Here is a 13,185-nt window from a genome sequence, read left to right as displayed (position 1 = left end):
ATTAAACAGATATTTTATAAAATAATTGGCAGTACAATTATTTTAACGCCACTCAAAAGCATGTCTGATATTCTTGTAGTCTTTAATTTCCATGCTTGCACTACCAATGGCAAACTCAATTTCTATTCTGATAGGCACATGGTTTTTATCATCCGACACCCAGATTCTTATTCCTTCTTCTCCTTTAAACATATCATTTTTGGGTAAAACAGGATTCAGCTTAATAGCTTCAATCTTCCCGAATCTTGTTTTCACAACGCCCCTACCGGTATATTTAACCTTCATTTTGTAAATTTCGTCATCAAAAAACATTGGCGCTTCCACCACATCGCCCACCTTCATTTTTGAGAAATCAAGTGTACGCAGAAAATAATATCCCGACACCACATCCTGAATATTATTGGGCAGGTTAAAAGATTTTTTATCATTGTTCTGCTCGCGAAGAGCCGAGTTGCCGGAATGATCAAATAAAATTACCTGGTCTTTTTTATAACTGTTTTCCTGCAAGCTCATCAGAAATTTCTGAGGAAGCATTGCCGCTGTATCCAAATAACTTCTGTACGTGTTTCTTACATGAAAAATATCAGTAATGCCGGTTGTGCGCCCAAAAACATTAACCCTGTAGCAGGCACGGCTATTCACTGAATATATCTGGGGGCTTACTTCAACAGTTGCTTCGCCAACCGGCAGAATGCCGAATTTTACTTTATACTCAAAGTACTCACCGGCTTTAAAGCTTGAGTTCGGCACAAACCGGTAGGAGTCGCCCACAATGAAAGATGACCCTAACACCACAAAACCGGCAGTTAATATTTTAAAAAGGTTTTTCATCATAATTCTTTAAGCAAAAAAATCGTGCCTGCTTTTAAAACACCAGGCTTCCGGAATATTTCTCTTTCAGATATTTCAGATACAATTTAAAGTTTTTGTTGTACTTGACTCTGAACTCTTCTTCAAACTGGTTTTGTTTACTCTGGTATGTCATAAAACCCACAAAATAGGCATTATTGATTTGGGCATTGGGTTTTGGTTTTCTTCTTAATGGTTTCAAAGTGCCGTGCATTAAGGTATCGGCTGATGATATTATTCTTTGTATTAAACCCGACTTAAGACTTGTTTTTTGTTCTTTAGATAGCTTTTTACTAAAACCGTTATACAAACTGTCTAATTTTTTTGCGCCATTAAGCAGGTGCCTGCTGTAGGCATCATTATATTTCTTTGAAAACTCATAATCCTTTAACTGCTGAGCGTCTTTACCATACTTGTATGTTAAAAACCGTATTGCGCCGTAATCACCTATAAAATCGGCCAAGTTTTCGTTAAACTCCAGATTATCCTTAACAAAAAGTGTTCCATGCGTCAGCTCATGAATAATCAAAGCCGCAAGCCGGCCATCAGAATAATAAAGCATTGAACTTAATATGGGGTCTTTCAGATACCCGAGTGTGCTCCATGCCGATACCTCATTCAATTGCGTATCAAAACCTTCTTTTTTTAGTTCAGTAATCTCGGTATCAGCCAGCTGTTTTTCAAAATATCCTTTATAACTAAATGTGCCTACAATCGGGAAATGCCATTTTTTTGCTTTCAGTGCAAATGGTTCGCTGGCTGTTATTACCCATAAAATAGGTTTACTATGCTGGTTATAAAAAGTGGTATAATTCTTAGACTGATTTAAGCCCAAAGAGTCAATTGCAAATTGCTTAATTTCCTGAATTAATTCGATTCGTTTTTTGAGTGAATCAGGAAAACTTCTGTCAGCCATTACTTCAGCAACAGGCCTGGTATTGAAAATAACTTTCATCTGACCTTTGGCCTGCCTGAAACCATACAAAGCTGCATCAAAGTTAAGCATAATGAATGCTGCAACCAGAACGACAACTACAAGAAAAAAGTATTTTAACAACCTTTTGATTTTCAACCACATATAATTAGATCTGTTCAGCAAGACTCCCTCAAAATATTACCTTTTGTTTGATTTGTAACAAAAATAAAAGCCACTCTGTTCAGAATGGCTTTATCATTAACAATTATTAAATATTATCTGCTTAGGTACAGGTTTCTTTCTGCATAAACTTTCAGGAAGAAATCATCTGTTAAATCCTTAATGAAGTAAATCCCTTCTCCGGTTGATTTCATTTCAGGCCCAAGCTCTTTGTTCACATTCGGGAATTTATTGAACGAGAACACAGGTATCTTGATAGCGTACCCTTTCTTGTAAGGCTTAAATTTAAAGTCTTTCACTTTTTTGGCACCCAACATTACCTTGGTGGCATAGTTTACGTAAGGTTCACGGTATGCCTTGCAGATGAATGGCACCGTACGGCTGGCTCGCGGATTGGCCTCTATTACGTACACCTTCTCATCTTTAATAGCAAACTGAATATTAATTAAACCTACTGTATTGAGCCCTACTGCAATTTTCTTGGTGTATTCTTCAATTTGTGCAATTACACCTTCACTTAGGTCGAAAGGTGGTAATAAAGCGTAAGAATCGCCTGAGTGTATACCCGCAGGCTCTATGTGCTCCATAATACCAATAATGTACACATCCTTTCCATCGCAAATGGCATCAGCTTCTGCTTCTATGGCATTTTCAAGAAAATGGTCAATCAGAATATTGTTATCCGGAATATCGTTCAGGATTTTCACCACGTGTTGTTCCAGTTCCTGCTCGTTAATTACAATTTTCATGCTTTGCCCACCCAATACATAACTCGGACGAACCAGCAACGGAAAGCCTAACTCACGCGAAACTTCAACTGCTCTGTCGGCAGACCGTACGGTATCAAACAACGGATATGGAACGTTCAATTCTCTCAAACGCTCAGAGAATCTTCCTCTGTCTTCAGCCAGGTCAAGGGCATCATAAGAGGTACCAATTATTTTAATGCCGTATTTGGTTAGTTTCTCAGCCATTTTAAGGGCTGTTTGGCCACCCAACTGTACAATTACTCCTTCCGGTTTTTCATGCAGAATCAGGTCATATACGTGTTCCCAGAAAACAGGCTCAAAATATAGCTTATCCGATATATCAGGGTCAGTAGAAACCGTTTCAGGATTACAGTTAAGCATAATGGTTTCATAACCGCATTCTTTGGCCGCCAATACACCATGCACACAAGAGTAGTCAAACTCTATACCCTGACCTATGCGGTTTGGCCCTGAGCCCAAAACAAGAATTTTCTTTCTGTCTGAACTAACAGACTCATTTTCAGGATTATCCTGATTGGCATTGAATGTTGAGTAATAGTATGGTGTTTTGGCTTCAAATTCAGCCGAACAGGTGTCAACGCATTTATAAACACGCTTGATACCCATTTCATTTCTCTTATTGAAAACCTGACTTTCTTTGCAATTCAAAAGGTGAGCAATCTGGCGGTCAACATAACCTTTTTGCTTGGCTGTCAGTAATAATTCTCTTGGTATCTCGTCAACTGTAAATTTCTCAATTTCTTTTTCAAGAAGAATCAATTCTTCAATCTGACGTAAAAACCACTTATCAATTTTGGTAAGATTCTGAATGGTTTTGAACGAAAGACCCGCCTTAAAAGCATCATAAATATGGAAAAGACGGTTCCATGATGGATTGGCCAGCGATTTTTTCAACGCTTCCTGATCTCTCAATTCTTTACCGTCAGCGCCCAGACCATTTCTGCGGATTTCAAGCGACTGGCAGGCCTTCTGAAGCGCTTCCTGAAAGTTGCGCCCTATACCCATGGTTTCGCCAACCGATTTCATCTGTAAGCCCAACGAACGGTCTGAACCCGGGAATTTATCAAAATTCCATCTTGGCACTTTTACAATTACGTAGTCAATGGCTGGCTCAAAGAAAGCAGAGGTACTGCCTGTTATTGGGTTAATCAGTTCGTCCAGATTGTACCCGATAGCCATTTTGGCTGCAATTTTTGCAATCGGGTAGCCCGTTGCTTTGGAAGCAAGTGCAGATGAACGGCTTACGCGAGGGTTTATTTCTATGGCGATGATTTCGTCTGTATCAGGATTAAGCGAGAACTGCACATTACAGCCCCCTGCAAACTGACCAATACCGTTCATCATCTTGATGGCCATGTCACGCATACGCTGATATATTGTATCTGGGAGTGTCATGGCAGGCGCCACAGTGATGGAGTCACCGGTATGAATACCCATCGGATCAAAGTTCTCGATGGTACAAATAATTACAATATTGCCTTTGTTGTCTCTCAAAAGCTCCAACTCGTATTCTTTCCAGCCAAGAATTGATTGTTCAACCAATACCTCATGCACCGGCGAGGCGTGTAGCCCGTGGTTAAGCGCCTTGTCGAAATCTTCAGGATTATGTACAAACCCGCCACCTGTACCACCAAGCGTAAATGAAGGGCGTATAACCAGCGGAAAACCAATTTCCTGTGCAATTTCTTTTCCTTCCAGAAAAGAACGTGCTGTGCGGCCCTTACAAACACCTACGCCTAATTCCAACATTTTCAGGCGGAACTTCTCACGGTCTTCGGTAGTTTCAATGGCTTTGATATCTACACCAATTATCTGCACATTGTATTTTTTCCAGACACCGCCTTTGTCGCAATCAATAGCCAGGTTAAGGGCTGTCTGACCACCCATTGTTGGTAGAACCGCGTCAATGGGCTTACCCATTGCCTTGTGTTTTTCCAGAATTTCAATAATTGATTTTTTCTCGAGTGGTTTTAGGTAAACATAGTCGGCGTTAATGGGGTCGGTCATGATGGTGGCCGGGTTTGAATTTATCAAACTTACCTCAATACCTTCTTCCTTTAATGACCTTGCTGCTTGTGAACCTGAGTAATCGAATTCGCACGCCTGACCTATGATAATTGGCCCAGAGCCTATGATAAGAACTGACTTAAGATTGGGATTTTTTGGCATTTTTTTTCGTGAAGGGGTTTCGATTCGTTAATCGAAGAACAAAGGTAGTACAGAAATTTTATTCTAACGACGAATTAACTAAAATAACTTAAAAAAGTACAACTGAAAAGCGAAATTATCTTATTAAATCTATTTTAATCTTGGTTTCTGAAAAACAGTAATTACAGTGAACCCTACCATTGTGCGGCGGTGTCATTGAAGATATTCAGCACCAGCTGGTCAAGTATTTTTGGCACCAAAGCCGACTCTACCTGGGTGAGGGTTTGCTCTTGCGAGAAGTCCTGATAGAAAGAAAATTCCTTTTCAAAACTTTCATCTTCATTTTTGGTATTGACAAACCTAACCTCTACCCTTATCGTCAGGCGGTTCTGGGCTGCCTTGTCGCTGGCGGTTGCACCTACCGGGGTTAATTCATAACCTACAATAGAGCCTTCCAGGTAAAGATCGCCGTCAACCGGCTTCAGTTTCAGATTAGAGTTACGCTGGTAGTATTCCTTTAGCTTTTCAGTAAAGGTAAGCGTAAGGTTAGCAGGGCCACCTGCGGTATTCATCACAAAATTCTGAATGGTAATGGTTTTCAGGTCTTCAGACAGTTTGGCACTGCTGAACGAATAAATTTTGCAAGAGCCTGTCAGCAAAGCAAGGCCCACCATACAAAGCATCATAATCAGCTTTCTAAAAACCGTAATCTTCCTGTTTTTTATCTCAAAAGGCCTATTCATCTTCAATATCGTATTGCTTTATTTTCCGGTAAAGTGTTCGTTCAGAAATACCAAGGTCTGAAGCGGCATATTTGCGTTTAAAGCCGTTTTTCTTCAAAGCCTTAATAATCATTTCTTTTTCCTGTTTTTCTAAAGAGAACGAATCTTCCTGGGTTTCGTGAGATATGTCTTCTATATTATTTCTGTCGTCCTGTATTTCATCAATTTTGATAAACCCGTCTTTATCAACCGGCTGATATGGCTGATACGGAGCAGCAGGCATGGGGCTGTATAACGTCTGCGGCACCAGCGATACGTTTTCGTCTGAATGGATACCATTAAACAGTTCGCTGTGCTGCTTCATCATTTCAGGGTTAACCTGCCCGCCCTGCATTAACGACAAAACCAGTTTCTTGAGGTCGGTCATGTCTTTCCGCATATCAAAAAGAACTTTATAAAGCAGGTCTCTTTCAGAAATACCAGAATCGTTGCCACCATTCATGCCTCGCAGAAGCGCAGGTAAACCACTCGCCTGTTCGCGCGGAAGATATTTGGCCAGAATCTCAGCCGATACCAGTCTTTCTGTTTCAAGAATGGTAATCTGTTCGGCTATGTTTTTAAGCTGACGTATATTACCCGGAAAACGAAAATTCATGAGTAACTGCGTGGCACTTTCGGTGAGCTCAATGGGCTGGATATGGTTTTTATCTGCAAAATCGGCAGAGAATTTCCTGAAAAGCAAGTCTATGTCGTAGCCTCGTTCTCTCAGCGGCGGCACATAAATGGGTACCGTATTTAAACGGTAATACAAATCTTCTCTGAACTTGCCTCTCTCTACCGCATCAATCAGATTAACGTTGGTGGCAGCCACTACGCGCACATCTGTTTTCTTGACTTTAGACGACCCCACCGGTATAAACTCGCCGTTCTCTAATACACGAAGCAGGCGCGCCTGCGTGCCAATTGGCAGCTCGGCAATTTCATCCAGAAATATGGTACCCGAATTGGTGGTTTCAAAATAACCTTTGCGGTCGTCAATAGCGCCTGTAAATGAACCCTTGACGTGTCCGAACAATTCAGAGTCTATTGTTCCTTCAGGAATAGCGCCACAGTTTATGGCAATGAATGGCCCGTGTTTACGGGTACTGAGTGCATGAATAATTTTAGAGAAAGATTCTTTCCCGCTTCCGCTCTCTCCGGTTATTAGTACAGTCAAATCAGTAGGAGCTACCTGTATAGCTATGCTCAGGGCATAGTTCAAGGCAGGGGCATTGCCAATAATACCAAACCGATTTTTAACTGATTGTATTTCTGAGTTGTTGGTCATTTGTAATTCTAAGCTAAAACTTCTTCCACTGCCTTTCCTATCAAGGTAGCTGCGGTGCATTCAGTTACCAGCACATTTACGTAGTCACCTTTTTTAAAGTTTTCTTTCGGGAAAACAATCATCTTGTTCTGGTCATTTCTACCGCATAAATGCACAGCCGAACGTTTCGAGAAGCCTTCTACCAACACGCGGTGCACTTTACCGATGGCCATCTGGTTACGTTCAAGCGAATGTTGCTGCTGTTTGTTTATCACTTCTGTCAGACGACGGTTCTTAACCTCGGCCGGGATATCGTCAACCAGTTTTTTGGCCGCTGGTGTGTTGGGTCTTTCAGAGTAGGCAAACATATAGCCGTAGTCATATTTCACGTAGTCCATCAAAGAGAGTGTTTCCTGATGGTCTTCTTCGGTTTCAGTGCAAAAACCGGTTATCATATCCTGAGAGATACCACACTCAACACCCAGTATTTCACGAATTCTGTCAATTTTGCCCATGTACCACTCACGGTCGTAAGTACGGTTCATCAGCTCAAGAATCCGGCTGCTACCGCTTTGTGCAGGCAGGTGAATGTACTTACAGATGTTGCCATAGTTTTTCATGGTGTATAGTACCTCATCTGTGATGTCTTTAGGGTGCGATGTTGAGAAACGCACGCGCAAATCAGGATGTATCAGCGCTACCATTTCCAACAGGTTAGCAAAGGTGGTAGTGTTTTCAGTCTGATTTTCGTCTGTTCCTTTCCATTTGTAAGAGTCAACATTCTGGCCCAGTAGCGTTACTTCCCTGTAACCCTGTTCAAACAATTCTCTGGCTTCTTTCACAATAGAGAACGGGTCACGGCTGCGCTCACGGCCACGGGTAAATGGCACTACACAAAAGCTACACATGTTGTCGCAGCCACGCATAATGCTGATAAAGGCAGTAACGCCATTTGAATCAAGCCTGATAGGGGTAATATCAGCATAGGTTTCTTCTCTTGAAAGAAACACATTAACAGCCTTGTGGCCGTCTTCAACTTCATTTATCAGATTCGGCAGATCCCGGTAGGCATCAGGGCCTACCACCATATCCACAATTTTTTCTTCTTCCAGAAACTTGGTTTTCAATCGTTCAGCCATACAACCCAGCACACCAATTTTTACATTGCTTTGCTTTTTCTTCATAGGCACCAGGTGCTGCAAACGATTACGCACCTTTTGTTCGGCGTTTTCTCTGATAGCGCAGGTGTTCAGCAGAATCAGTTCTGCCTCTTCAATTTTAGAAGTAGTGGCAAATCCGTTTTCTCTTAAGATAGACGCCACAATTTCGCTGTCTGCAAAATTCATCTGGCATCCGTAGCTTTCTATATACAGCTTGCGCTTGTTTTCGCCATTTTCATCTACGCTGATGCGGGCTATATCCAAATCTTTCTTATCTTCTTCTTTCAGAATCTCTAATCTGCCTGTTACTAATTCCATGATTGCTACCTTGATTTATAAAAAACAACCCTGCTGATAAAAATAAAGTTCTACTGCATATCAGCAATGCCGCTCAATTCAGACACAAAATTAAGATAATACTGACAGATTGTCAGCAATAAAAGAAATAATTTATGTTAAAAGGCCTGATACCGGTTTAAACCCTATCAATTTTAAATAATCCTTTGTATTTTGCTTCACTTTCAACCTTAAAACTATTGCTTTATGCCGTTGCTCATTACCGTTATTGGGCTTGTGGTGCTTATTCTGCTCATATCCTACTTTAAACTGCATACTTTTCTTTCTTTTCTGGTTGTTTCGTTAGGCGTAGGCCTGGCCCTGCAAATGGCACCTTCGCAAATTTTACAGGCAATACAACATGGCATGGGCAGCACATTGGGCTCAATCGTATCTATTATTGCACTAGGTGCTATGCTGGGCAAGCTGGTAGCACAAAGCGGCGCAGCCCAAAGAATATCAGTAAAAATGATGAACATCATCGGTACAGGATATGTGCGCTGGGCGTTTATGATAACAGGCTTTATAGTAGGCCTGCCGCTTTTTTATTCGGTAGGCTTCATGTTGCTGGCACCGCTGGTTATTACGGTGTCATATCGTTACAAGCTACCTGCGGTTTATATTGCTTTACCCATGCTGGCTTCGCTTTCTGTTACGCAGGGTTATCTGCCGCCCCACCCTGCCCCATTGGCTTTGGTAAAACAGTTTAATGTTGACATGGGCATCACGCTTTTCTATGGTATTATTGTAGCCATACCTGCCATTCTGATTTCCGGAGCGCTATTTGGCGCAACAGTAAAAAAGTATATTACCCTGCCCAATAAAGCATTTATTGCCCCTGATCTGGCAGAAAAAGTGATGCCATCCACCTTTATCAGTTTTGCTTCTGTTTTGTTACCAATATTGTTAATCGGTATTTCAACCCTGCTAATTCCTTATTTTCCGGAAAATTCTTTTAGCGCTCATGCCATCACATTTGTTGGCGACCCTATTGTAAGTATGTTTATTTCTGTTCTGTTTGCGGCATACTTTCTGGGCATAAAACAGCATAAGAAAATGGCAGAAGTAACGGTTCTGATGGGTGATTCGGTAAAAGAAGTGGCCATGCTGTTTCTTATTTTTGGTGGGGCAGGTGCCCTAAAGCAGGTTTTGACAGAAGGCGGTGTCAGCCAGTCAATAGCCGGTATGATGCAGGCATCTTCAATGCACCCGCTGGTGCTTGCCTGGGGCATGGCGGCTATTATCAGGGTGGCCGTTGGTTCATCAACTGTTTCGGGCATCACTACTGCTGGCTTTGTGACGCCATTGCTTGCCGCCACCCACACTGAACCCCATTTAATGGTGTTAAGTATTGGCGCAGGTAGTATGATGTTCTCGCATGTGAATGATGCCGGATTCTGGCTTTTCAGAGAGTATTTTCAGCTGTCAATGGCAGATACCCTGAAAACCTGGTCGGTTATGGAAACATTGGTTTCAGTATCGGGGCTGGCCGGGGTAATGGCTTTAAATGCTTTTATTGGCTGATTAAAACGGATAACCAATAGCAAAGTGAAATACCGGATAATACTCATTGCTACGGCCCAGGCGTGTTTTGTCGAGTACAAACCTGTCGCCTTCTTTTCTTGACGGGTCAATTACTTTTACACCCCAGTCAAATCTTGCAATGAAATAGTCAAGGTCCAGTCGGATACCCGCACCGGTGCCAACAGCGAATTCTTTATAGAAACGCTCCCAGTTAAAATTAGCTTCATTGAATTTAGAGTTAATCTGGTACCACTTCCAGACGTTTCCGGCATCTATAAAGAATCCGGCGTTCCAGTTGCCAATAAACCTGAACATAAATTTGCGGTACTCTAAACTGCCTTCCATCAGAATATCACCCGGCTGCTGAAAGAAACGGTTACCCACGGTTACACCCTGTGCCGACCCCGGCCCTAAAGCTCTGGGTCGCCAGGCTCTGATACTGTTGGGCCCACCGATAAAGAAGTTCTTTTCGAAAGGCAACGCCTGATTATCGCCATACGGATGGGCTACTCCTACATTAATCCGGTAAGCCCATGAATCACGGGAGTTAATCGGGATATACCGTCTGAAATCTATGTTAATTTTCACAAATCTGAAATAAGCCCGCTGGTTGGTATCAATAGGAAACAACCGGTCTATGAATCTGATTTTATTTTTATCCGGGAAAAAGTTGATGGCCGTACCACCGGATTCAACAAAAATTCTCAGAAATTTAGCTCTGATATTTTTGCCTTGTACCTGATTGTTGTAGATATAACTACCGCTGATGCTGGACACAAACTGGGGGTCAAACAATACTTTCAGGTTGTTGCCCCGCAAGGCCTCTGAGGTAAGGATAGAGTCAAATGCTCTGCTTTTATAGGGCGTATTGATAAGGTTGATATCAAATGGAGATATCTGAATGGTTTCATATTTTGATTTCAGCCATGAGTAGTTACCTGTTAACCTGAATACCTGCCGGCGATATAACTGCTGCGAAGAGTTATTATAGCTCAATGCCACCTGCGTGCGTGGGCTTTTCAGGCTTAGTAAATTGGCAACTTTGTTCAGAAAAATAATTTTCGGGAAATTAAAAGCAAGGTTGGCGCCTAGCTCACGGCTGCGCTGCACGGTGGTATCAAGCCCCGGCTGGCCTTCAAGGTTAGCACGCAGGCCGAGCTCTGTGGTTTCAAGCGCACTTAGTAAATTTCTGGCTCTTAAAGACACATTGGCCCCGCCACCTAAAATTCCGTTTATATTGTTTACATCAAAATTATAGGATGCCGTGTACTTTGGGTTAGTTGGCGCAATTATTTCTGTTCTTAGCTTGTTATCGGGCAATTGAGTAAACCTGATATTGGCAAAAGCAAACTGGTCAAGCCCATATAATTGCCTGTTTGTTTCGTTTACCTTTGAAATCCTGAAAAGCTGGCCCTGCCGTATCAGAATCTTTTTATCGAGCAGCCTGGACGGAAAGCGCTTCCCTATAAATGAATAATCAATGTTGTTGTAGCTTACGCGGGTGGTATCGCCTTTGCTGATGGCTTCGCCCGACGGGTCTGCTGAAACAAAATAAACTGATTCAATTCTGAACTGCTCATGCCGGCTTCTGAAAGGCGGGTTACTAACCAGCATTTTAACATTAACCCTGTAATTACGTTTGATGTAGTCTGTGGTGTCAATTTCGGCAGCAATTGAGTTTTTGGCTACAAAGTTGTAATAACCTTCGTCTTTTAAAGTCAGCTCTATTCTGGCTTTTTCAAGGGTTATGTTGTTCATATCTAACCTTTGGCCACTTTTTATTAATCTGGCGTTCGTATTAAGGCGCAGAATACTATCAATACGTGGGTCTTCAATGGCATAATTGACGGTGTCAATGTAGTAGGCATTCTTTTCCTCTACGTGGTAGGTTAGTTTTATACCCCTTTTGCTGGCAGCTGAGTCAATGTCATATACAACGGTGTTGTCAAAAAAGCCTTTGTTATAGATATATTTTTGTATGTTATCTGTGGTATGTTTAATAGCCGCCTCGGTAATTTTTGCCGGGGGTTCGCCGACGTTTTTCATCCACCAGTTTTCACCGGTATCCAGCCTGTCCTGATAAACCGCTACTTTTTTTTGGTATCGCTTTCTTTTTTTCTCAATCTCAGCATCAAAATTAACCGGGCTTGGCAAAGCTTTCAGTTTGCTGTCCCAGCGGTCGCGTCGTGCCTTGATTTTCTGTTGGCTATAAAAATTTTTACCAAAGTTATACAGGCCCACATAAGGAGTAACCGGTAAATTGAATGGGCGTCGGTTCGGCTTTTGTGCCGGAGGAATGAGATACTCTAATTCCTCAGTTGGAATTTGTTTATTACCTTTGATGGTCAGACTATGCAAACGGTATTCGTCTGGCGCTAACTGTACCTTTCTTGAACAAGCAGTAAAAATCAGAAAAAGTAAAGGCAGAAATTTTATTTTATCAGACAAGACAATCCCTGGCTTTTTTTTATCTGGTGTATGTCCTGACGAAAAATAATTAAAACGCATAAATATTAAGGGTATGTTTTCAAAGCAGCAACAAAAATACGTTCAATCCTTACAAATCAAAAAATATCGGCAAGAACACCAGTCTTTTTTAGTAGAAGGCGCTAAAAGTGTTTTAGAGTTGGTAAACTCTGATTTTGAAATTGAGCTGCTGCTATGCACAACTAAGTTTTTTGATGAAAACGAAAAAAAACTAAAAAAAATATCGGTTGAGCAAATTTCACAGACCGAACTGGAGAAAATAAGTACCCTGCAAAGTAATGATGCCGCCGTTGCAGTGGCACAAATGAAACCCAATGAATCATTACGTGCTGCTGAGAATGAATTTGTTCTGGTTCTGGATGATATCCGTGACCCCGGTAATCTGGGTACCATTATCCGCATTGCCGACTGGTATGGTATAAAAAAATTGATATGCTCTGAAACCACCGTTGATTTGTACAACCCAAAAGTAATTGCCGCTTCAATGGGTTCTTTTACCCGTATTAAAGCCTTTTATACAAACCTAACAGAATATTTTAAAGAAAACCAGCATAATAATAAAGTTGCCGTTATTGGCACTTTTCTGAACAGTGCTAACCTGCATCAATTTGCATTTCCTGCGTCAGGCTATATTGTTTTGGGTAACGAATCGAACGGTATTGGCGCGGGTGTTGAGCAATTTGTAACTAACAAGGTTACTATACCGCGGTTTGGCCATGCGGAGTCTTTAAATGTAGGCATTGCCACCGCCATTGTTTTAGATAATTTAATGCGAACCCAATAACTG

General features: G+C 41.6%; 9 protein-coding genes. 2 read left to right on the top strand and 7 right to left on the bottom strand.

The window, feature by feature from the left end:
* Window positions 1-42: 42 nt before the first annotated feature.
* The 6 genes from NZ848_RS05850 to miaB form a co-directional block, all read right to left on the bottom strand.
* Entirely contained in the window at window positions 43-834 is a 792-nt protein-coding gene (locus NZ848_RS05850) for a DUF3108 domain-containing protein (RefSeq protein ID WP_253534427.1), read from the bottom strand.
* Between the two features lie 31 nt (window positions 835-865).
* Entirely contained in the window at window positions 866-1,855 is a 990-nt protein-coding gene (locus tag NZ848_RS05845) for an aminopeptidase (RefSeq protein WP_259014735.1), read from the bottom strand.
* A gap of 185 nt (window positions 1,856-2,040) precedes the next feature.
* The gene (gene carB / locus NZ848_RS05840; protein WP_259014734.1) at window positions 2,041-4,884 is read right to left on the bottom strand and encodes a carbamoyl-phosphate synthase large subunit; all 2,844 of its coding nucleotides are present in this window, start codon (window positions 4,882-4,884) and stop codon (window positions 2,041-2,043) included.
* Between the two features lie 173 nt (window positions 4,885-5,057).
* A complete protein-coding gene (locus tag NZ848_RS05835) occupies window positions 5,058-5,606 on the bottom strand; it encodes an LptE family protein (RefSeq protein WP_259014733.1) in 549 nt (182 codons plus the stop codon).
* A complete protein-coding gene (locus tag NZ848_RS05830) occupies window positions 5,599-6,912 on the bottom strand; it encodes a sigma-54 interaction domain-containing protein (RefSeq protein ID WP_101728462.1) in 1,314 nt (437 codons plus the stop codon). Before NZ848_RS05830 ends, NZ848_RS05835 begins: the two co-directional genes overlap by 8 nt.
* A gap of 8 nt (window positions 6,913-6,920) precedes the next feature.
* Window positions 6,921-8,369: a tRNA (N6-isopentenyl adenosine(37)-C2)-methylthiotransferase MiaB gene (gene miaB / locus NZ848_RS05825; RefSeq protein ID WP_259014732.1), complete on the bottom strand. Its 1,449-nt coding sequence runs from the start codon at window positions 8,367-8,369 to the stop codon at window positions 6,921-6,923.
* Window positions 8,370-8,594: 225 nt separating this feature from the next.
* On the opposite strand from miaB, the gene NZ848_RS05820 reads away from it, so the two are divergent.
* Window positions 8,595-9,911: a GntP family permease gene (locus tag NZ848_RS05820; protein ID WP_259014731.1), complete on the top strand. Its 1,317-nt coding sequence runs from the start codon at window positions 8,595-8,597 to the stop codon at window positions 9,909-9,911.
* Here NZ848_RS05820 and tamL read toward each other — a convergent pair whose 3' ends face one another.
* Window positions 9,912-12,419, bottom strand: a complete 2,508-nt coding sequence (gene tamL, locus NZ848_RS05815) for a translocation and assembly module lipoprotein TamL (protein ID WP_259014730.1) — start codon at window positions 12,417-12,419, stop codon at window positions 9,912-9,914. It lies immediately after the preceding gene.
* A gap of 13 nt (window positions 12,420-12,432) precedes the next feature.
* Here tamL and NZ848_RS05810 point away from each other — a divergent pair, with 13 nt between their 5' ends.
* Entirely contained in the window at window positions 12,433-13,182 is a 750-nt protein-coding gene (locus tag NZ848_RS05810) for a TrmH family RNA methyltransferase (protein ID WP_259014729.1), read from the top strand.
* Window positions 13,183-13,185: the final 3 nt, after the last annotated feature.

It is taken from the genome of Emticicia fluvialis, assembly GCF_024793945.1.
Taxonomy (GTDB): domain Bacteria; phylum Bacteroidota; class Bacteroidia; order Cytophagales; family Spirosomataceae; genus Emticicia; species Emticicia fluvialis.
This window is presented reverse-complemented; position numbering and strand designations above follow the sequence as displayed.